Here is a 22,621-nt window from a genome sequence, read left to right as displayed (position 1 = left end):
TCGCCTCATAAATCAGCATTGACGACTTGCCATAGGATTGGCAAATAAAGCATTTTAAATAAATGATTAAGAAAATGCCGGTTTTCTTTTTTGAGGGAGTTTTCATGCCGCATCAAAATTATTTTTTCACTAGTGAATCAGTATCCGAAGGGCATCCTGACAAAATCTGTGATCGCATTTCAGATGAAATCGTTGATATGATTTATAAAGAAGCTCAAAACACTGAAACCGATCCATGGTCAATGCGAATCGCTTGTGAAACTTTAGTGAGCATAAATCGCGTGGTTATTGCTGGTGAGGTACGTGTTCCTGATACACTCTTAAAAAGAAATAAAAATGGAGAATTTATTTATGATAAAACTGGTTCTCCTATCATCAATCCTACCCATTTTCGTAAAGTTACGCGTAGAGCTATTCGTGCAATTGGCTATGAACAAGAAGGTTTTCATTGGAAAACTGTTAAAATTGATGTTCTTTTGCGTCAACAATCAGCTGATATTGCACAAGCGGTTGATAATGCAACTGACCGTCAAGGCCAAGAAGGAGCAGGTGATCAAGGTATTATGTTTGGATATGCTTGCCGTGAAACACCAGAGCTTATGCCCGCACCAATCTATTATGCGCATAAAATTTTAGAGCTCCTCGCCATAGCACGCCATAAAAAGGAGGGAGAAGCTGGAAAACTGGGGCCAGATGCTAAAAGCCAAATAACAATACGATATAAAAATGGAAAACCTATAGAGGTAACATCAATTGTTTTGTCAACACAGCATTTAGATGAAAATTGGGATTCAAATAAAGTACAAACAGTGGTTGAGCCTTATATTCGCCAAGCTTTATGTGATATTCCTATTTCCGATCAATGCAGTTGGTATATTAATCCAACAGGCAAATTTGTTATTGGTGGCCCTCAAAGTGATGCAGGACTCACAGGACGCAAAATCATTGTTGATACTTATGGCGGTGCAGCACCCCATGGTGGAGGAGCATTTTCAGGTAAAGATACGACAAAAGTTGATCGTTCTGCAGCATATGCTGCACGCTATTTAGCTAAGAATATTGTTGCAGCTGATTTAGCCGAACGGTGCACTATTCAACTTTCTTATGCAATTGGTGTTGCACAACCCTTGTCTATTTACCTTAACCTTCATGGAACAGGAAAAATAGACGAAAATACTATTGAAACCGTAATCCGTAAAATAATGGACCTTTCACCAACAGGCATCCGAAAACACCTTGGTCTTAATAAACCTATTTATGCAAAAACAGCTGCCTATGGCCATTTTGGGCGCAAACCAGAAGATGACGGTTCATTTTCGTGGGAAAAAACCGATCTGATTGCAACGCTTAAATCAATGATTAAAGTACCATGATTGCACATAAAACACGTATGAGCGAATCTTTTTTTGGTCGCCGACAAGGAAAACGGCTACGAAATAATCAACTTGAGTGTATAAAAACGCTTTTGCCTATCTTTAACATTGATTTAAATAAACCCGCACCTTTAGAGTTAACATCTTTATTTGCTAATCAAGTAAAGGAAATCCGACTTGAAATTGGTTTTGGTGGAGGCGAAAATTTAATTCATGAAATGGAACGTTTTCCACAAACTGGTTTTATCGGTGTAGAACCCTTTATCAATGGTATAGCAAAAATATTGACCCATATTGAAAAACACACACATTATCAAAATCATCTTCGCCTTTATGATAATGATGCCACACAACTTCTTGATTGGTTACCAACAGCATCACTTGATGGAATAGACCTTTTTTATCCTGATCCATGGCCTAAAAAAAAGCATTGGAAACGACGATTCATCAATGTAAAAAATCTCAACCGTTTTGCTCGAGTTCTTAAAGTAGGCAAAAAACTCCGTTTTGCCAGTGATATAGATACTTATGTCAATTGGACCCTATACCACTGCACACATCATAGCAATTTTGAATGGCAAGCAGAAAATCCTCAAGATTGGAAAACCCCTTATCCGTCATGGCAGAGCACTCGCTATGAAGCAAAAGCTCTGCGCGAAGGAAGAGTACCTACTTATCTTACTTTTATTAAGAAATAGATAATGAAGCACTTTACCATGGACGACTTGAAAAACTTTACATTTAAGAATATAATGAAATGGATTCTTAATCTTATGATGAGGAGTGGGTTTCTTAGACCCGCTCTTTTTTAATGTTGGTGGGTAAGAACAACTTGAATGATATAAACGAAACTAAAAGCGTGAATGACATTGATGAGCCGCGTCTGTTTGAAGAAGATGGCATAGAAGGGCGTGTGGCTGCTCTTATCTCACCATTGCTCAAACCTTTAAGTTATCGTTTAATTCGCGTAAAATTGTCTAGTTTAAACGGCTTAACTCTCCAGATTATGGCTGAACGCACTGACGGCACCATGACAATAAAAGATTGCGAAATGATTAGCTGCACTGTTTCGCCCTTTCTTGATGTGCAAAATGTTATTGAACGAAAATATCATTTGGAAATTTCATCTCCTGGTATTGATCGCCTATTAGTAAGAAAATCTGATTTTTTCAAGTGGCAAGGACATATTGCAAAAATTGAAACTGGCGTTGTTATTAATGGACGTCAGAAATTTCGTGGCACACTAACAAATATTACACAAAATAGCTTTACTTTAAATGTCGATAAAGCTTCTCACAAAGAAATAACGGATGTTTTGATACCCTTCGCTGATGTTACGAATGCACGTCTAGTGCTCACTGATGAACTTATTCGTGATGCACTAAAAAAAGATAAAGATTTACGTCAACAGCTAACCCCTGAAGATAATCTCAACACTTTAACCGCGAAAACAAACTGTCAAAATTAATATTAATTAAGATCATTCCGCTTGGATGGTATAAAAAAGGAGAAAATCTATGGCTATAAGCGCTAACAGACTTGAACTTCTGCAAATTGCAGATGCTGTTGCACGCGAAAAGTCAATTGACCGCGAAATTGTCATTTCTGCAATGGCCGACGCTATACAAAAAGCAGCGCGTTCACGTTATGGTCAAGAAACCAATATTCGTGCTGAGATTAATTCTAAAACAGGTGAAATCAAATTACAACGTTTACTTCAAGTTGTTGATATCGTTGAAGATTATACCACTGAAATTGCTTTGTCCGACGCACTAAAACATCAAGCCGATATAAAAATTGGTGATTTTTTTTGCGACCCTTTACCCCCTATGGATTTTGGGCGTATTGCAGCGCAATCTGCTAAACAGGTTATTGTACAAAAAGTACGTGATGCAGAACGTGACCAGCAATTTGAAGAGTTCAAGAATAAAGTTGGTGAAATAATTTCTGGTACAGTCAAACGTGTAGAATATGGCAATGTTATTGTCGATCTAGGACGCGGAGAAGCTATAATACGGCGTGATGAGCTAATTCCTCGTGAGTCCTTTCACTATGGAGATCGAATTCGTGCTTTTGTCAATGACGTACATCGTGAATCGCGGGGGCCACAAATTTTTCTTTCGCGCACACACCCTCAATTTATGGCAAAGCTTTTTACCATGGAAGTGCCAGAAATTTACGATGGTATTATAGAAATTAAATCCGTTGCACGTGATCCAGGTTCGCGTGCTAAAATTGCTGTTGTTTCACGTGATGGTTCAATTGATCCTGTTGGAGCATGCGTTGGAATGCGAGGAAGTCGGGTTCAAGCTGTTGTTGCGGAATTGCAAGGAGAAAAAATTGACATTATTCCTTGGTCACCTGATGCTGCAACATTTATTGTCAATGCACTACAGCCTGCTGAAGTTTCAAAAGTCGTTCTCGATGAAGATGCAGAACGTATTGAAGTCGTCGTCCCTGATGATCAACTCAGTCTTGCTATTGGGCGACGTGGACAAAATGTTCGTTTAGCTTCGCAATTAACAGGGTGGAGTATTGATATCTTAACAGAACAAGAAGAATCTGAAAATCGCCAAAAAGAATTTAATGAACGCAGTAAGCTTTTCATGGAATCTTTAGATGTTGACGAAATGGTCGGACAAGTTATGGCATCAGAAGGTTTTGCTTCAATTGAAGAAATTGCCTATGTTGATCTTGAAGAAATCGCTTCTATTGATGGTTTTGATAATGAAACTGCTTCAGAAATTCAAAGCCGTGCACGCGAATACTTAGAACGCAAAGAAAAAGAATTAGATGAAAAACGTAAAAAGCTTGGTGTTGCTGATGAACTACGAGCACTTCCTGGTATGACAAACGCGATGTTGGTTGCTATTGGTGAAGATGGTATTAAAACAATAGACGATTTTGCAGGTTATGCAGTTGACGACTTAATTGGCTGGAGAGAACGCAAAGGAAGTCAGGTTCAGAACTTCTCTGGTATCTTAACCCCATTTGATATTACACGTACTGATGCAGAGGCTATGATTTTAGCTGCACGTGTGCAAGCAGGTTGGATATGTCAGACTGATTTTGTCACAGAAAATTCTATAGAAAATAAAAAAATAGATAACGTAGATGGAGACACACTTTAAATGAATGAGCGGACCTGTATTGTGACAAAGAAAAGCGCTTCAACAGGAGCGTTAATCCGTTTTGTTGTTGGTCCAAACAATCAAATTGTCCCCGATCTTAAAGCTAATTTGCCTGGACGTGGTATTTGGATCTCTGCTCACTATAATACTATTGAAGAAGCAATTAAACGTAAAGCTTTTAGTAAAAATCTTAAAACAGATGTGGAGGTTGCTTCAAATCTCGCTAATATTGTGGATAAACTTCTCCTAAAAGCTGCCCTTGGGAGCCTTTCTATGGCGCGAAAAGCAGGTGCTGTTGTCACAGGTTTAACTAAAGTTGATTCTGCTATTCGCTCTGGTCAAGTTGCTCTCGTGTTTCATGCAAAAGAAGCTACAGAAGATGGCAAACGGAAAGTTTTACAAGCAATCTACGCAATACAACAGAAAACGAATCAGGATATAAAAGTTTTATCTTTATTTACAAGCGATGAAATGAGTGTGGCTTTTGGAGCTAATCTTGTGATACATGCAGCCTTATTGAATACAAAATCTACAGAGGGTTTTAGCAAAACGATAAATAAACTGATCGCCTATCGTGATGATGAACACAATAAGCCTTGTAAGATGACGGCAAAAGCCGTGAAGGAAATACAATGAGTGAAAATACTAATGACAAGATAACAGCCAAAAAGACGCTGACCCTCAAACGAACAGGGCTAGAAACTAGTATGGTCAAACAAAATTTTAGTCATGGCCGTACAAAAGCTGTAGTTGTTGAAACTAAACGACGTAAAATTACACGCCCTGATGAAAAAGCTGAGACACCATTGTCAATTACTAAACCGCATGTGGTTCAACCACGCTCCAAACCGCGGTTTGAAGACAAAGCAACTAGTAAACCTATAAACCAAAAATCTGCAGCTCAAAGTAATCTTTCATCAGCTGAAATAGAAGCAAGATTTCGTGCTTTAGAAGAAGCAAAAATCCAAGAACAGATAATGCATCAACAAGCTGAAGAAAAAGAAAGATTAGCTAAAGAGCGTGAAGAAAGCTTGCGTTTACAAGCTGCTCAAGAAAAAACGATACAGCAAAACAACCAACATACTGCAGTGCAAACTCAACTCCTTTCTTCTGCAACCTCTCCAATAGAACCAATAAAACCAACGAAAGTAGCTGTCCCGTTTAAAAATACAGCTTCAGTTGAAAAACGTATTGTAGATGATAATGAAGATGAAGAAAAACGTAACCGTCGTGCTAATCTTTCCAAATCAGAAATACGTGCGCCTAAAGCTGTGAAAGGTGCCGATGAGCGCCGTCGTGGAAAGCTAACTCTTAATAGTGCATTAGATGAAGAAGGTAGTGCGCGTGGTCGTTCAATGGCTGCAATGCGCCGTAGACAGGAAAAATTTAAACGCGCTCAAAACCAAGAGCCACGGGAAAAAATTGCTCGTGAAGTTATTCTTCCTGAAACTATTACCATCCAAGAACTTGCACAACGTATGGCTGAACGCTCTGTTGATGTTATTAAATTTCTGATGAAGCAGGGTCAAATGATGAAGCCGGGTGATGTTATTGATGTAGATACTGCCGAGCTTATCGCTATTGAATTTGGACACACAGTTAAATGTGTTGCAGAATCTGACGTAGAAGAAGGTATCTTTAATATAGCTGATGATCCTCAAAAAATGCGGCAACGTCCACCAGTCGTGACAATTATGGGCCATGTTGATCATGGTAAAACTTCTTTACTTGATGCTATTCGTAAAGCTAATGTTGCATCTAATGAAGCAGGTAGTATTACGCAACATATTGGTGCTTATCAAATTGAACAAAATGGTCAGAAGATTACCTTTATCGATACACCCGGACATTCTGCTTTCACAGCTATGCGTGCTCGAGGTGCTCAAATCACTGACATTGCTATTCTAGTAATAGCTGCAGATGATAGTATTATGCCGCAAACGATTGAATCAATCAATCACGCAAAAGCTGCTGGTGTACCTATTATTGTTGCCATTAACAAAATTGATAAACCAACTGCTGATACACAAAAAGTACGTACAGAACTTATGCAACATGAAGTTTTTGTGGAATCTATGGGGGGGGAAACTTTAGAAGTTGAGGTTTCTGCTAAAACTGGTCAAAATCTTGATAAACTTCTAGAAGCTATTCTTCTTCAAGCTGAAATTCTTGACCTAAAAGCAGATCCGGAACGAACTGCAGAAGGCATTGTTATTGAAGCAAAACTTGACCGAGGGCGTGGATCTATTGCAACTGTTCTTGTGCAAAAAGGTGCATTACATCTTTCCAATATTATCGTAGCGGGTAATGAATGGGGGCGTGTTCGTGCTCTGATTGATGATCATGGCAACCACATCAAAGAAGCGGGCCCTTCTACACCAGTTGAAATTTTAGGTATGCAAGGTACACCGCAAGCTGGTGACCGTTTTGCTGTTGTAGTAAATGAAGAAAAAGCGCGTGAAATTTCTGAATATCGTCAACGACTGGCGCGTGATAAAGCTGTAGCGCGGAAAGTCGGTTCTCGAAGTTCTCTTGAACAAATGATGACAAAACTGCAAACTACTGGTGTAAAGGAATTCCCACTTATTATTAAAGGAGATGTTCGGGGATCTATTGAAGCGATTGCATCAGTATTAGAAAAGCTAGGAAATGGTGAAGTACGTGCACATATTGTTCATTCTGGTGCTGGAGGAATTACTGAAAGTGATATTTCTCTTGCCGCAGCATCTAATTCTGCTGTTATTGGCTTTAATGTCCGGGCTAATAAACAAGTGCGTGATCTAGCTTCAATTCAAGGAATTGAAATTCGTTATTATAACATCATTTACGATCTCGTTGACGATGTCAAAGCAGCCATGTCAGGTTTGCTTTCACCAGAAAAACGTGAAACTTTTCTTGGTAATGCTGAAATTTTGGAAGTCTTTAATATTACAAAAATTGGAAAAGTTGCTGGCTGTCGAGTTACAGAAGGTAAAATAGAACGAGGAGCAAGTGTTCGTCTCATTCGAGATAATATTGTTATTCATGAAGGAAAACTTAAAACACTTAAACGTTTCAAAGATGAAGTCAATGAAGTGCAAGTTAGCCAAGAATGTGGGATAGCATTTGAAAATTATGAAGATACACGCATAGGCGATATCATTGAAATCTTCCGAGTCGAGCATATTAATCGCACGTTATAAATTACCTAGTAGCTTTCCTCTCTGTTAAATAAATCGAGTTATTGGGGTTACTAATAAATACTTCTTTTCTTTTTAATTTTTTAAAAAAGTAAAGAGAAGAGAAATTGTAATAAAGGTTATGAGTTCAATGAAAAACACAAGCTCATCACAACGGCAATTAAGAGTGGGAGAGCAAGTTCGCCATGTATTAGCTCATATACTACAACGAGATATTTTACTTGATGATGTTTTAAAAGGTGTTGTCATTTCTATTTCTGAAGTACGTATGTCAGCAGATCTGAAAATTGCTACTTGCTTTGTTTCTCCCCTCAGCACTATTCACGACATTTCTCATACTGTTATTATAGAAGTCTTGAATAAACATAGTCGTTTTATCCGTAAAGAAATTAGCCATCAATTACGACAAATGAAATACATCCCTGAATTGCGTTTTCGGTTTGATAGTAGTTTTGATAATTTTTCAAAAATTGATGCTCTACTCCATTCGCCTGAAGTAGCGCGCGATCTTCTTCATAATAACGAACCTGAAAATTAAAACATGGCACCACAACGTAAAAAAAAAGGTCGTTCTGTCTCTGGTTGGATAATTCTTGACAAACCAAAAGGGATGAGATCAACAGAAGCTGTTTCACAAATTAAATGGCTCTTTAATGCACAAAAAGCAGGGCATGCAGGCACGCTTGATCCACTTGCGTGTGGTATGTTACCGATTGCATTAGGCGAAGCAACCAAAACTATTCCCTACGTTATGGAAGGTATAAAAACCTATCATTTTCATGTAGCTTGGGGAGAAGAGCGCTCAACAGATGATCTTGAAGGTGAAGTAATTAAAACAGCGACTCAACGTCCAACACAAAAAGATATCCTTACCCTTTTACCCAAATATACAGGTGTTATTTTACAAACACCTCCACAATTTTCTGCAATTAAAATTGCCGGTAATCGTGCCTATGATCTGGCCCGCGCAGGTGAAATTGTTGAAATTCCATCCCGTAAAGTAAAAATTGAATCTCTCAAACTTACTGGAACCACAACCCAAGGACATTCCATTTTTGAAATAACATGTGGAAAAGGGACATATGTACGCTCCTTAGCACGCGATATGGGACGTGATCTTGGTTGTTATGGATATATTGCTGACTTACGCCGTATCGCAGTAGCTCCTTTTAATGAAAATGATCTCATTCCATGGGATAAATTAAAAGCAGCCGTAACGTATAACGACGAAAAAGATGAAAATTATGTATTTTCCAAGTGGAGCTTCTCTACACTTGATAAACTACTAACTGAAACAAAGGCTGCATTAGTTCATTTACCTCATTATACCATTAGCGAAAATCAAGCACAGTATTTAAGAATGGGCAACCCAGTGCTCTTACACAATCAAAATACATCCATTGATGAAAATGATGTTTGTATAATCCACAAAGACCAGCTTCTTGCTATAGGTATTATTGAAAAAAACCAATTCAAACCAAAACGTATTTTTACAAGTGGATGAATTTCTGCCTGAGATAACTTTTTGGAAACAAAATATTCTCCCACACTTATTACAAATAATTAATCCACTTTTACCGCTTTATACCCAAACCATTCTACCAAGATCATTGCTCTGTAGAAAGCTTCAAATATACCTCATCAGCCTGTGGTATTGTTTGCCACTCAATCATACGGTGTATTCTTATACCGCTAGGTGCACAATTTAATCGACTAAGATGCTTATTTACTTCTGCATCTGCTTTTATGGCCCGATAATTATGACGCAAATAATCCACCCACGTTGGCATATGATAGACTTCTATCCAACAGCCTGGTTTTTCAAGGTTACGTAAAAGAGCCCACTGGCGAGCACCATCACGTCGACGAATATGGCGACGACGCGCCATAACTTCAAGAAATTCTGTGAGATCATTTTCATTAATTTGATAATCCATCATAATCATGATAGGACCACTGCATGCTTCCAAGTCAAGCAAAAGCTGCGGTTCTTTAAATTGATCAAGTGGATCAAAATCTATCTGAGGAATTTCTTGAATCTTAAACTTTATGCCCGCAAGAGCTCCTAAAATTAAGAACAGAGCACAAATACTCAAAGCCACTGTTGGAGAATAAACATCAGCAAATATACCCCAAATCACGCTACCAACTGCCATACCACCATAAGATGCAGTTTGATAAAGCGCTAAAGCACGCGCAACAACCCAGCGTGGTGTGGAAAGCTGTACAGATGTATTAAACAACGACAATGCTAAAACCCAGCACAAACCGGCAGGAAATAAAACAAGATGACTTACAATAATTGAACGACTTACTGCTAAAGCAAAGCAAACAAAAGAAAAACCTATAAATGAAGTTGTAACAATCGTTTCTGAACTAAAATAATGCCGTATATACGAATTAACAAAGCCAGCTGTAATCGCACCTATACCAAAACAACCAAGTAACGTACCGTAGAGAAGAGCGTCTCCTCCAAGAATTTCACACGCAACAATTGGTAACAGAGCAGAAACCGAAATCGTCCCGACACCAAAAAGAAACGCTCTGGCCATAACACTTAAAAGATTAGGCGACATAACAACATAGCGCAAACCATCTGCTATAGCCCCTAAAAATTTCTCTCGTGGCAATGGCAATGTATTAGTCTTACAATTGGGTTTCCATAAAAATAAAGCACTTGTTAAAGGAATATAACTCATAGCATTTAATAGAAAAGCAGAAGTTCCACCTAAAGCAGCAATGACAACTCCCCCAATAGCAGGACCTATACTGCGCATTAAATTAAAGCCAATACTATTCAGAGTAACAGCGGTAGGAATATTTTCTCTGCTCACAATATCCCCCATTGTTGCTTGCCAAGCAGGATTATGAAAAGCAAGCCCACATCCAATCAAAAATGTAAAGCACAGTAAAAGCCAAGGTGTTATCAACCCTAAATAGGATAAGACAGTCAAATTAACTGATACAATTATCATAACTATTTGTGCAAATAACATAATCTGACGCCGATTAAAATTATCGGCTAATGCTCCTGCCATTAGAGAAAAAACAACAAGCGGTAATACTGTAGCACCTTGAACAAGCCCAACCATGAAATGCGACGAACTAATCAAAGTCATCAACCAGCTTGCCCCTACAGCTTGTATGACAACTCCCAAATTAAAAATAAGATTCGCTGACCATAAATTGCGAAACATTGAATTTCGGAAAAGCTCTAATGTTGAAATTTTCTGCATCTTTTGTCTCCAAATCGGCAGTCTAATCTTCTTTTTACCATAAACACATTGCGCAAAGCTGCAACCCTTCTCTCAAATAGATATGCCATATTTCATAAAATAGCCTTAAACTAAACAACTTTATTTCTAAGAAGATCTTCAAGATACTTTCAAGGGCTAGCATTTTATTCTTCTTTCTTATATAAATGCCAAAATAGATAAGAATTTTGGTTCTTCTCGTTTTTTCGTAGACCCTTGCTGAACGACATCTTGGCTATGGGTGACTGTTTTTTTTCATTTTTTGAAAGGATGATATGATGTCGATTACAGCTGAACGTAAACACGCTCTTATTACAGAATATGCGACTAAGGCCGGTGATACAGGCTCACCAGAAGTGCAAGTTGCTGTTCTTTCTGAACGTATTTCTAATTTGACTAATCATTTTAAATCTCACAAAAAGGACAATCATTCTCGTCGTGGCCTTTTAAAGATGGTTTCTAAACGCCGCCGCCTTCTTGATTACCTTAAAGAAATTGACCAAAATCGCTATCAGATACTGATTGGAAAACTAGGCTTGCGTCGCTAAAATGAAGTAAATGGATGTTTTTTATAAAAAACATCCATTTATCAGTTTACTGCTTTCATCTTCAAAATTGATAAAAAATTTTCATAAGGCACGATTGCCAGTTGCTTCGTATCTCAATTGTGATTTATTCTTATCTCCATAAAAATAGAAGCATCTTGTTGTCTTGCATGCAGCTTTAAAACACAAACGTATAAAACTAGAACGTGAATACTGGCCATTAAGGATAAAAAATGTTTAAAACCCATAAGGTAGAAATTGAATGGGCCGGTCGGCCACTCATCCTAGAAACAGGAAAAATTGCACGCCAAGCTGATGGAGCAGTTATTGCCACCTACGGTGAAACCATTGTCTTGGCAACTGTCGTTTCCGCAAAAAATCCAAAACCAGATCAAGATTTTTTTCCATTAACCGTCAATTATCAAGAAAAAACTTACGCAGTCGGTAAAATACCAGGTGGATATTTCAAACGTGAAAGCCGCCCAAGTGAAAGTGAAACATTGATCTCACGTTTGATTGATCGTCCGATTCGTCCTCTCTTTGTTGACGGTTATAAAAATGACACCCAAGTCATTGTTTCCGTTATACAGCATGATTTAGAAAATAACCCTGACATTCTCGCCATGATTGCAACTTCTGCTGCATTGACGTTATCAGGTATTCCTTTTGTAGGTCCTATTGCTGGTGCTCGCGTTGGTTATTGTAATGGACAATATGTTCTCAATCCTCATATTGATGAAATGCCCGAATCAAAACTTGATCTTGTCGTCGCTGGAACAGAAAATGCCGTGTTAATGGTTGAATCAGAAGCACAAGAATTATCTGAAGATATTATGCTGGGTGCTGTTATATTTGGTCAAAAAGGTTTTCAACCCGTTATTGACGCTATCATTAAACTTGCCGAAGTTGCAGCAAAAGAACCACGTGATTTTATTCCAGAAGATTTATCTGATCTTGAAACAACTATGTTTAAAATGGTCGAAAAGGACCTTCAAAAAGTTTATACAATTACCGATAAACAAGAACGTCACACTGCAATTGATGCTATTAAAACAGAAGTCATCGACAAATTTACGTCGGAAATGGAAGAAAATTGTGAATTTAATGCTGATCAAATTGCCACTGTCTTCAAGCATTTACAGGCTAAAATTGTTCGCCAAAATATTCTTGAAACTGGCAAACGCATTGATGGCCGCACCCTTTCAACTGTACGTTCAATTCAATCAGAAGTTAGTATTTTACCTCGTGCACACGGATCAGCACTATTTACCCGTGGCGAAACACAAGCACTTGTTATCGTAACCTTGGGTACCAGTGAAGATGAACAATATATTGACTCATTAACAGGAACCTACAAGGAAACATTCTTACTTCATTACAATTTCCCACCTTTTTCAGTGGGTGAGACAGGGCGTATTAGTTCTCCTGGTCGTCGAGAAATTGGTCATGGTAAATTGGCATGGCGTGCCATTCACCCAATATTACCGACAAAAGATTCTTTCCCTTATACTATTCGTGCTGTATCAGAAATTACTGAATCTAATGGATCCTCTTCAATGGCAACTGTTTGTGGGACTTCACTTGCACTCATGGATGCAGGTGTTCCTTTGGCCCGCCCTGTTGCGGGTATTGCAATGGGCTTGATTAAAGAAGGTGAACGTTTTGCTATTTTGTCTGACATTTTAGGTGATGAAGATCATCTTGGTGACATGGACTTCAAAGTAGCAGGTACAAAAAATGGTATCACGTCTTTGCAAATGGACATTAAAATTGATGGCATTACTGAAGAAATTATGAAAATCGCACTTGAGCAAGCTAAAGACGGTCGAATCCACATTCTCAATGAAATGTCAAAAGCCTTAACCAGTGCGCGTGATGAACTAAGCGAATTTTCTCCACGTATAGAAATGATGAACATTCCTGTAGATAAAATTCGCGATGTTATTGGCTCTGGTGGAAAAGTAATTCGAGAAATTGTTGAACAAACTGGAGCTAAAATTAATATTGAAGATAATGGAGTAATTAAGATTGCTTCCACCGACGCTAAAGCTATTGAAGCAGCAAAACGTTGGATTCATTCGATTGTTGATGAACCTGAAATTGGCGCTATTTATCAAGGAACAGTTGTAAAAACCGCAGAATTTGGTGCATTTGTGAACTTTTTTGGCTCACGTGATGGACTCGTTCACATTTCCCAACTGGCATCAGAACGCGTAGAAAAAACAACTGATATCGTTAAAGAGGGTGATAAAGTTTGGGTTAAATTAATGGGTTTTGATGAACGTGGTAAAGTCCGGCTGTCCATGAAAGTTGTTGACCAAAAAACTGGGAAAGAAATTGCCCTCGATGATTCTATAAAAACAGAAAAAGAAGATAGTTCTGATAAAAAAAATAACACTGGACAAAAACGCCGCAGTAAGAAAAAAGAAAATTGAGTTTTTTCTTCTTATCGTGAAAAACGCTATCCTCATATGAGGATAGCGTTTTTTAAGGACCTAATGTCTCACTGGTATTATCTTTACTATGATTTCCTTCAACTCAATCCAAGTTAAGATTGGCTAGTTTTTGATTTAATTAAAATATTTGAAATAACAAGCACAAACTTTGAAATTATGACCATTCTTGTGACAAAAATTCTTAAAATTTTCCAATGCTAAATTTGTTGTTATCTGACAAACAAGCTAAATCTTTTCCTATGATGGCATGCTTTTATAATTTGATAAATATTTGGGTTTCATTGGGAACTACTTTTTAGATTCGTTTAAATAGCTCAAATCAAGTAGATAAATTATTATTAACAGAGATAAAATCGAAAGTCTTACTTCAATGATGAAATAAATAACGCTTATATTAGTGATAAATTATGCAAAATTATAGCTTTGGATTTTTGTTTCAAGCACCACAATTTAGAATAGACAGATATAATAGTAGATACAATATTTTATCATTTCGTTCACCACCGCTCAGTCTTGAAATAAATTTCATAACATTTCTGGTATGTTTTGATAGTCGTTACTGTTCTAGAATCCGTCATGTTTGTCATTTTATATATTTCTGAAAAACTTTCTTTAGTAGCCAATTAAAGCTTCTTTTTTTATGTAAGCACTTAAAAAAACAAATAAACTAGCTGTACTTAATCTTTATGAAGCCAATCATAACCTTCTAAAATAGCCAAAAATATTTGTAATAACTAACAGTTATTCTTTTCATGGTTTTTTATTAGAACAATCTTGTTTACAAGCTTATCATAGATTTTCACGATACAATCATTTCAAACCCACCGTTTCACATAAAAAATATAAATATCCTCATTTTAAAAAAAAGTATTGCAATTATAAATACCAAAAAACTCAAATGAGGAAGTAGCTTACTTATTGTTGCTAACTACTATCTCCTTGTGAAAGAGTGTCAAAAACTCTTTCACAAAGTCTTGATATATAAAGAATACGTAACTTTAAAAGCTATTGAAATATATAGAAAAGATGATAACAAGTGATAGTCCTTAAAGAATAAAACGTGAAAGATCAACATCTGCAGCCAGATCACCTATAGATTGTTTGACATATGCAGCATCAACTTTAAATGAAGTGCCAGCTTTATCAGGTGCTGTAAAAGAAATTTCATCTAGAACACGTTCCATCACTGTTTGCAAGCGACGTGCACCAATATTCTCAATCCTTGCGTTTAAATCAACAGCAATATCAGCCAAAGCATCAATTGCATCATCTGTAATTTCTAAATGAACCTCTTCTGTCGCCATTAAAGCAATATATTGCTTAATCAAACTTGCTTCAGGTTCAGTAAGAATACGCCGTAAATCTTCCCTCGTTAAAGCATTTAACTCTACGCGTATAGGCAAACGACCTTGAAGCTCTGGCAATAAATCAGATGGCTTGGATACATGAAACGCACCAGAAGCAATAAAAAGGATATGATCTGTTTTTATTTGCCCATATTTAGTAGCAACTGTTGTTCCTTCAACTAAAGGCAAAAGATCTCGTTGGACCCCTTCTCGTGAAACAGTAGCACCTACTCCACCATCTCTGGTCGCAATCTTATCAATCTCATCAATAAAAACAATCCCATCATTTTCAGCCACACGCAATGCTTCTTGAATAATTTGATCCTGATCAAGAAGTTTTTCAGATTCATCATCAATTAATGGTTTAAAAGCATCTTTTACAGTTGTTTTGCGGATTTTTGTACGAGTCCCCATTTTGCCAAAAATATCTGATAGATTCATAATACCCATTTGTGCACCAGGCATACCAGGAATATCAAAGGTAGGAGTACCATTACTACTATTATCGGCTACTTCAATCTCAATTTCTTTTACATCCAATTCACCTTCGCGTAATTTTTTACGAAAACTGTCACGTGTAGCAGGGCTTGCCGTTTTGCCAACAAGAGCGTCTAAAACTCGCTCTTCAGCATTCATATGGGCTTTAGCTTTCACCTCATTCCGCTTTTTTTCGCGTACAAGAGAAATTGCTATTTCAACAAGATCACGAATAATTTGTTCAACATCACGCCCAACATAACCAACTTCGGTAAATTTAGTAGCTTCTACTTTAACAAAAGGTGCCCCAGCAAGTTTTGCCAATCGACGTGCTATTCCTGTTTTACCAACACCTGTTGGCCCTATCATTAAAATATTTTTCGGCATAACTTCTTCACGCATTTGTCCTTCAAGTTGTTGCCGACGCCACCTATTACGCAAGGCAATAGCAACAGAACGTTTAGCGTCTTTTTGACCAATAATAAAACGATCAAGTTCAGAAACAGTTTCGCGAGGAGAAAATACAACACACATTAAAATAGCTTTCTTTAAAGAATTATAACTCTGTATCCAATGTTTCAATCGTGAAATTGTCATTGGTATAAACACAAATTTCAGCGGCAATGCTCATCGCTTTACACGCAATAGCTTTTGCGTCCAAATCTGTATCTATGAGTGCCCGTGCAGCCGATAAAGCAAAATTGCCCCCAGAACCAATTGCCATGATTCCATCTTCTGGTTCTAATACATCTCCAAGACCTGTTAAAGCCAAAGTTACTTTTTTATCAGCCACAAGCATCATTGCTTCAAGACGACGCAAATAGCGATCAGTTCGCCAGTCTTTTGCAAGCTCTACACACGCACGCATGAGCTGATCAGGATACTGTTCAAGCTTAATTTCCAATCTTTCCAACAATGTGAAAGCATCCGCTGTAGCGCCTGCAAAACCAGCAATAACCGTTCCACCCTTCCCAAGACGACGCACTTTACGTGCGTTGCCTTTCATAATTGTTTGTCCAAGTGAAACCTGACCATCACCAGCCATAACAACTTTGTTGCCCTTTCGTACAGTAACAATAGTCGTACCATACATTCTATCAGACTTATGTTCTGTCATAAGAAAACTCCTTAATATTGCTTCCCTTTATCAGACATAAAATTCAACTATCCATCTCTTTATTTAAGAACATATATTGCAAAACACAACGATTGAGCTTAACTCAATTATTTAAATAAGAAAATGATACCGTTGCTGCTACCTTAAATTGTTGTTAAATAACTGTCATATGTAATTTGCATTTTTCTAAAGGGCAAACTATGAAAAAAATAGTCATAGGAACATTGGGTGGCACTATTACAATGGCGCCCGATAGTTTTAGGAAAATGCAACCAACTTTAACCTCAGATATCCTCATAAAAAGTGTTCCTGATTTAAAAAATATTGCCGATATTCACGCTCAAACATTAACACAATTACCAAGTGGATCTTTATCTTTTAAAATTCTTTTTGAAACAATAGAATGGGCAACACAACAAATCGCAGCCGGTGCTGATGGTATTATTTTAACACAAGGTACTGATACACTAGAAGAAACCGCTTTTTTTCTTTCTCTTTACTGGAATAAAGTTGAACCACTTGTTATAACTGGCGCTATGCGTCTACCTTGTGATGCAGGTGCTGATGGGCCTGCTAATCTTTTAGCTGCAACCCGTGTTGCTGCTGATCAACAAAGTCGTAACAGAGGTGTCTTGGTTGTGATCAACGACACTATTCATTCACCCTACTGGGTGCAGAAAAGTCATACTGTCAAAGTTGAAACATTTCAGTCAGATTTAGCAGGTGCTTTAGGAACAATTTTGGAAGGAAAACTTATTTATTTTAATGACCGAAATTTCTTCCCTACAACCTTTACGTTTCCCCAAAATTATAATCACCAAGTTGCACTTCTGTACTCCTCTCTCTCATCTGATACAAACTTAATGAAATTCTGTCTTGAAAGTGGACATTATGCAGGCCTTGTTATAGCTGGTTTTGGTGCAGGTCATTGCTCTTCTCAAGAAGCAGATATTGTACGACAATACGCCAAAAAAATTCCAATTATCATCGCAAGCCGTTCTTATAATGGATCAACAGCTAAAACAACCTACGGTTATAAAGGTTCAGAAATTGATATGATCGCTTCTGGCGCCTTAATGTCAGGTTATTTATCTGCAGTGAAAGCGCGTTTACTTTTATGGTCTTTTTTGGCACAAGGTCTATCACAGGAACAAATTAATATGTATTGGAATGATTGGACTATAAGCTGAGCAAAATCGTTAATTATTTTCAATGAAGAGAATATGCACAATAAAATTTTTTTAACAATTAAAGTATCTTATCTTTTCATATTCAAGTATTGCTGTTGCAAAAAAAGCAATCCAGTAACAATTCTTGGCCGGTAAAAATGATTGATATTAATCTGTCAAAAACCAATCAAGAAGATGATTTGATCAATTACATTTCTGGCCCCTATTCTCCTTATAGTATCTTTACAGCACAAGAATGGTCCCAGTTTCGTGCAGATACACCGCTTACTTTAACCTTTGATGAAATTAAGCGTTTACGATCAATTGGCGATCCTATTGATCTTGAAGAAGTACAACGCATTTATCTCTCTTTGTCACGTTTGTTATCATGTCGCGTTGAAGCAGTGCAAAAACTCTTCCAAAAACGACAACAATTTTTGCACAAAGAAGATACAATAAAAACTCCTTTTATCATTGGAATTTCCGGCTCTGTTGCAGTAGGAAAATCAACCACTGCACGTATCCTTCAAGAACTTTTGAAACGCTGGACATCCAGCTTTAAAGTCGACCTAGTGACAACTGATGGCTTTCTTTATCCCAATGCTGTGTTAGAGAAAAAAAATCGTATGAATCGTAAAGGTTTTCCTGATTCTTATGACATTAAAAAATTGCTGCGCTTTCTTTCTACTATAAAAGCTGGTGTCGGTAATGTCAGCGTGCCGCTTTATTCACATACAACCTATGATGTTTTAGAAAATGAAGAGGCTATCATTGACCGCCCTGACATTTTAATTGTTGAAGGTATTAATGTGCTTCAGGTCAGCAATTTTCCCAATGATAAGAAAATTATGCCTTTTGTTTCAGATTTTTTTGATTTTTCAATCTATGTAGACGCTGAAACAGAAATGATTCACCGTTGGTATTTAGATCGTTTCAAGCGTTTACGTAAAACAGCATTTCAAAATCTTGAATCCTATTTTCATCGTTATGCACTCTTAAGTGAAGAAGAAGCTTTAAAAATTGCTGATAATCTTTGGCATACGATTAATTTAAAAAATTTACAGGAAAATATATTGCCAACACGGCCACGGGCTAATCTTATTCTACGCAAAGGAAGAAACCATTTGGTCGAATATGTCGCACTTCGAAAACTATAAGGATCAAAAAATATGCTTCAACACCAAATTAATTTCACTTCAACACGTGCCGACAATAGTTGCCCTATTATTTTAGTGCGCCAAAAAAATTGCGCTGATTTATCATTTGATACATCCACAACCAAATGGATGAAAGTCAATAACTTTACCGGAAAAGCAGGACAAATATTATTTGTTCCTCATGAAACAGGGCAATTAAAAAAAGTTTTATTTGGAATCGGTAATGGTGAAGAACCTTTTATCACAGGACTTCTCGCCAAACATCTCTCTACCGGACATTGGCATCTACAAGGATCAACTGCAAACGAAATAAACACTTATTTGGGATTAGCATTAGGAAGTTATCAATTTAACCGCTATCGCCAAAATCCTTCCTGTAAATCATTATCGATTCATGTTCATGACACAATTGATCTTGATGAACTTAAACGAATTTATGAAACTGTCTTTTTTGTCCGCGATCTCATCAACACTCCAGCCAATGATATGAACCCTAATACTTTGGAGACCATAACACACCAACTAGGACAAACTTATAATGCTCATGTCAAAAGCATTTGTGGAGATCAACTCCTTAAACAAAACTTTCCAATGATTCATGCCGTAGGGCGAGCAAGCAACATTGCACCACGACTTATTGAATTACAATGGGGGCAGGAAAATCACCCTAAAATAACATTAGTTGGTAAAGGCGTGACCTTTGATACTGGAGGATTAGACATTAAATCAGCCAGCAACATGCTGCTAATGAAAAAAGATATGAGTGGTGGTGCACATGCCTTAGGCTTAGCTAAGCTTATTATGGATGCACAATTACCTTTCCGTTTACAGGTTCTGATTCCAGCCGTTGAAAATGCTATTTCGGCTAATGCCTTTCGACCAAGTGATATCTTAAAAAGTCGAAAAGGATTAAGTATTGAAATTGGCAATACAGATGCTGAAGGTCGGCTTATTCTTGCCGATGCATTAACTTATGGTGATGAAAACAAACCTCAATTTATGCTTTGTATGGCTAGTTTAACAGGAGCTGCTCGCATAGCATTAGGTCCAGATCTTCCTGCATTTTATTGCAATGACTCATTATGGGCACAAAAAATTTCTCAAGCTGCTAACTGTGTTGATGACCCTCTTTGGCAAATGCCACTTTGGCAACCCTATAAGGAAAAATTATCATCACCGATTGCTGATCTCAATAATACAACTGGAGATAACTTCGCTGGCTCCATAACTGCTGCTTTATTTTTAAACTCTTTTGTTGAAAAAGCCCAACATTTTGCTCATTTTGATCTTTATGGGTGGATACCAAAAGAAAAACCGGGTTATCCTATTGGTGGCAATGCACAAGTTATTCGTGCCCTTTATTATCTTTTCAAAAACAAAAGTTAATATAGATGATGCATAAAGATCCACGATTATATCCACTCAGAAATGATCCTACAAATCAACATCTTGCAAAAGAAATGACAACTCAATATCCTATTCAAGGAGAAAAAAAACGCGTTAATACAGCGGTTGCCGGTTTATTTAAGGATAAAAGTCAAAAAAGCGAAAGGCAAACTGAATGTCTTTTTGGAGAAGAGCTTTTAATCTTTGAACCAGGAGAAACCATGTCATGGGGGCAATCACTCAAAGATAACTATGTGGGTTATATTGACACAAGCATTCTTTGTACATCAACTATAAAACAAACTCATATCGTTTCAGTGCCACGTACCTTTCAATATTTACAAGCTGACTTACGTGGCCCCGCAGAAAGTGCCTTATCCATAGGAAGCAAAGTAAGTGTTGTTGATGAAATTGAGACACGAAATATAATGTATTCTATCCTTGAAAATGGAAAAGCTATTGTTTCTTGTCACCTTAAGCCTATTGAACATATCCATGAGGATTATGTTACAGTCGCACAAACTCTTGTCGGCACACCTTATCTTTGGGGTGGTATTAGTGGTTTTGGTATTGATTGCTCAGGACTGGTCCAGCTTTCCATGATGATGGCAGGTCAGATGGTTTTACGTGATACAGATATGCAATGTAAAACTATAGGAAAACAATTGACAGATAATGAAAGTCTTCAACGGGGAGACCTGATTTTTTGGAAAGGCCATGTTGCTATTATGGTCGATCATCAAAATATCATTCACGCAAATGGCAAATCTATGGATGTTATGATCGAACCATTAGAAGAAGTTCTCACGCATTTTGCTAAGAAAAATCAGTATATTATAGCAAAACGTCGACCAATCTAGAAAATATAATATACACTCTCTTTATATGAAAAGAGTTAAAAAATACAACAATGCAATTATTATTACCACCTATGCAGAAAACAATAATTTAACTGTCATATGCTCATTGATGCAGAATTGAATTCTACCCTTACTTTTAAACATATAAAGCTCATCATCTATTACAAGGTTTTTCATTAGCGTATATCAACTAAACATTTGCGTTTATAATTTTGCACATATTTCCTTCATAAGATAGCTTGTTGTATAAACATCAAAACGTCGTAAAAATGACTTTTATTAATTATGTGTATAAATTGTCCATTTAATTGAATAAGCGCCAAAAAGTGCGTTTCTATATTACTCTATTAAGAGAAGAGAATTTTATTTTAATATTATGAGCAATCTTTACTTATTGCATATCCATATTTTCAAATTTTTTTAGTATTTTTCATAAATTTTTCATAATTGCCTAATTAGTTTAGACCTCTTTAATTAAACGTATGCTATAGCTTGAATAATTCTCGGACCTATTTATTTTCCAAATCTTAAATTGCAAATATACAAAAAAGCGTAAAAAAGGTTGAAAAGTGAAAAATTCTACCTGGTTTCGATTTTTAACATTCCTATTATGTATATTAATTACAGGAGGATTCTTATTCAGTTCTCTTGTTTTATCGTACGCACAAGTACCCAATCAAAATTTGGGCCCAAGTGGTTTACCACTTCCACGATTTGCTTCAATTAAGCCTGCACGTGTTAATGTACGCGTGGGACCAGGAAGTAATTATCCTATTACTTTTACTTATCAAAAGCAGGGTTTACCTATTGAAATTATTCAAGAATACGATCAATGGCGCAAAATTCGTGATGCTGAAGGTGACGAAGGATGGGTTTACCAATCACTTTTATCGGGAAAACGGACTGCTATAACTATTCCATGGCAAAAAGATAAAACAAAAAGACTTATAGTACGCCAAACCCCAACAGATAATGCAAAAGTTTTAGCAGAAGTAGAACCTAATATTATCGGAAACATTCGTCAATGTGACGGGCATTGGTGCGAACTGGATATTCGTAACATTCGCGGGTGGCTTCATCAAACTCAATTATGGGGGATTTATCCTGGTGAAAAAATAAAAAATTAATAATTTTCAGCTTCTGCATTTAATTTTTTACGTATAAAATTGTT

General features: G+C 37.0%; 17 protein-coding genes and 1 pseudogene. 15 read left to right on the top strand and 3 right to left on the bottom strand.

The genetic code is table 11. The features are described from left to right. The first annotated feature begins 104 nt into the window (after positions 1–104). The 8 genes from metK to truB all read left to right on the top strand — a co-directional run bounded on the left by metK (position 105) and on the right by truB (position 9,187). A complete protein-coding gene (metK, locus tag BBBE_RS00665) occupies positions 105–1,373 on the top strand; it encodes a methionine adenosyltransferase (protein ID WP_010700702.1) in 1,269 nt (422 codons plus the stop codon). Next, on the top strand, positions 1,370–2,071 hold the full coding sequence (trmB, locus tag BBBE_RS00660) for a tRNA (guanine(46)-N(7))-methyltransferase TrmB (RefSeq protein ID WP_010700701.1): 702 nt from the start codon (positions 1,370–1,372) through the stop codon (positions 2,069–2,071). The genes metK and trmB overlap by 4 nt, the downstream gene beginning before the upstream one ends. A 113-nt stretch (positions 2,072–2,184) precedes the next feature. Continuing rightward, positions 2,185–2,841, top strand: a complete 657-nt coding sequence (gene rimP / locus BBBE_RS00655) for a ribosome maturation factor RimP (RefSeq protein ID WP_010700700.1) — start codon at positions 2,185–2,187, stop codon at positions 2,839–2,841. Between the two features lie 49 nt (positions 2,842–2,890). After that, on the top strand, positions 2,891–4,504 hold the full coding sequence (gene nusA, locus BBBE_RS00650) for a transcription termination factor NusA (RefSeq protein ID WP_010700699.1): 1,614 nt from the start codon (positions 2,891–2,893) through the stop codon (positions 4,502–4,504). Further along, positions 4,505–5,140, top strand: a complete 636-nt coding sequence (locus BBBE_RS00645) for an RNA-binding protein (protein ID WP_010700698.1) — start codon at positions 4,505–4,507, stop codon at positions 5,138–5,140. It begins immediately after the preceding gene. Then, on the top strand, positions 5,137–7,686 hold the full coding sequence (infB, locus tag BBBE_RS00640; protein ID WP_010700697.1) for a translation initiation factor IF-2: 2,550 nt from the start codon (positions 5,137–5,139) through the stop codon (positions 7,684–7,686). Before BBBE_RS00645 ends, infB begins: the two co-directional genes overlap by 4 nt. A 127-nt stretch (positions 7,687–7,813) precedes the next feature. Then, positions 7,814–8,221, top strand: a complete 408-nt coding sequence (gene rbfA, locus BBBE_RS00635; protein WP_010700696.1) for a 30S ribosome-binding factor RbfA — start codon at positions 7,814–7,816, stop codon at positions 8,219–8,221. 3 nt (positions 8,222–8,224) lie between these two features. Beyond that, on the top strand, positions 8,225–9,187 hold the full coding sequence (gene truB, locus BBBE_RS00630) for a tRNA pseudouridine(55) synthase TruB (RefSeq protein ID WP_010700695.1): 963 nt from the start codon (positions 8,225–8,227) through the stop codon (positions 9,185–9,187). A 103-nt stretch (positions 9,188–9,290) separates the two neighbouring features. Here truB and BBBE_RS00625 read toward each other — a convergent pair whose 3' ends face one another. Beyond that, positions 9,291–10,919: an MFS transporter gene (locus BBBE_RS00625; RefSeq protein ID WP_010700694.1), complete on the bottom strand. Its 1,629-nt coding sequence runs from the start codon at positions 10,917–10,919 to the stop codon at positions 9,291–9,293. A 296-nt stretch (positions 10,920–11,215) separates the two neighbouring features. On the opposite strand from BBBE_RS00625, the gene rpsO reads away from it, so the two are divergent. Together rpsO and pnp are read left to right on the top strand one after the other, a co-directional pair. Then, a complete protein-coding gene (rpsO, locus tag BBBE_RS00620) occupies positions 11,216–11,485 on the top strand; it encodes a 30S ribosomal protein S15 (protein WP_010700693.1) in 270 nt (89 codons plus the stop codon). 230 nt (positions 11,486–11,715) lie between these two features. Further along, entirely contained in the window at positions 11,716–13,917 is a 2,202-nt protein-coding gene (gene pnp, locus BBBE_RS00615; RefSeq protein WP_010700692.1) for a polyribonucleotide nucleotidyltransferase, read from the top strand. A gap of 1,067 nt (positions 13,918–14,984) precedes the next feature. Here pnp and hslU read toward each other — a convergent pair. Together hslU and hslV are read right to left on the bottom strand one after the other, a co-directional pair. Beyond that, the gene (gene hslU, locus BBBE_RS00610; protein ID WP_010700691.1) at positions 14,985–16,295 is read right to left on the bottom strand and encodes an ATP-dependent protease ATPase subunit HslU; all 1,311 of its coding nucleotides are present in this window, start codon (positions 16,293–16,295) and stop codon (positions 14,985–14,987) included. A gap of 3 nt (positions 16,296–16,298) precedes the next feature. Further along, positions 16,299–16,878 (bottom strand): annotated as a pseudogene (gene hslV, locus BBBE_RS00605) (ATP-dependent protease subunit HslV); the annotation flags it as partial. A gap of 200 nt (positions 16,879–17,078) precedes the next feature. Here hslV and BBBE_RS00600 point away from each other — a divergent pair. From BBBE_RS00600 to BBBE_RS00580, 5 genes are all read left to right on the top strand, one after another. After that, a complete protein-coding gene (locus BBBE_RS00600) occupies positions 17,079–18,068 on the top strand; it encodes an asparaginase (protein ID WP_010700689.1) in 990 nt (329 codons plus the stop codon). A 137-nt stretch (positions 18,069–18,205) separates the two neighbouring features. Beyond that, positions 18,206–19,204 carry a type I pantothenate kinase gene (gene coaA, locus BBBE_RS00595; protein ID WP_010700688.1) on the top strand — a complete coding sequence of 333 codons (999 nt, stop codon included), beginning with the start codon at positions 18,206–18,208 and terminating at the stop codon, positions 19,202–19,204. Positions 19,205–19,216: 12 nt separating this feature from the next. Continuing rightward, positions 19,217–20,590 (top strand): leucyl aminopeptidase family protein, encoded by a 1,374-nt coding sequence (locus BBBE_RS00590; protein ID WP_010700687.1) that lies wholly within the window; start codon positions 19,217–19,219, stop codon positions 20,588–20,590. A gap of 5 nt (positions 20,591–20,595) precedes the next feature. Then, positions 20,596–21,450: a C40 family peptidase gene (locus tag BBBE_RS00585; protein WP_022708590.1), complete on the top strand. Its 855-nt coding sequence runs from the start codon at positions 20,596–20,598 to the stop codon at positions 21,448–21,450. Positions 21,451–22,019: 569 nt separating this feature from the next. Beyond that, positions 22,020–22,577, top strand: coding sequence for an SH3 domain-containing protein (locus tag BBBE_RS00580; protein ID WP_010700685.1), 558 nt, complete (start codon positions 22,020–22,022; stop codon positions 22,575–22,577). The last annotated feature ends 44 nt before the right edge of the window (positions 22,578–22,621 follow it).

This window comes from Bartonella bovis 91-4 (genome assembly GCF_000384965.1).
Classification (GTDB): domain Bacteria; phylum Pseudomonadota; class Alphaproteobacteria; order Rhizobiales; family Rhizobiaceae; genus Bartonella; species Bartonella bovis.
The sequence above is the reverse complement of the archived record's forward strand: the minus strand, read 5'-3'. Positions and strand labels throughout refer to the sequence as shown.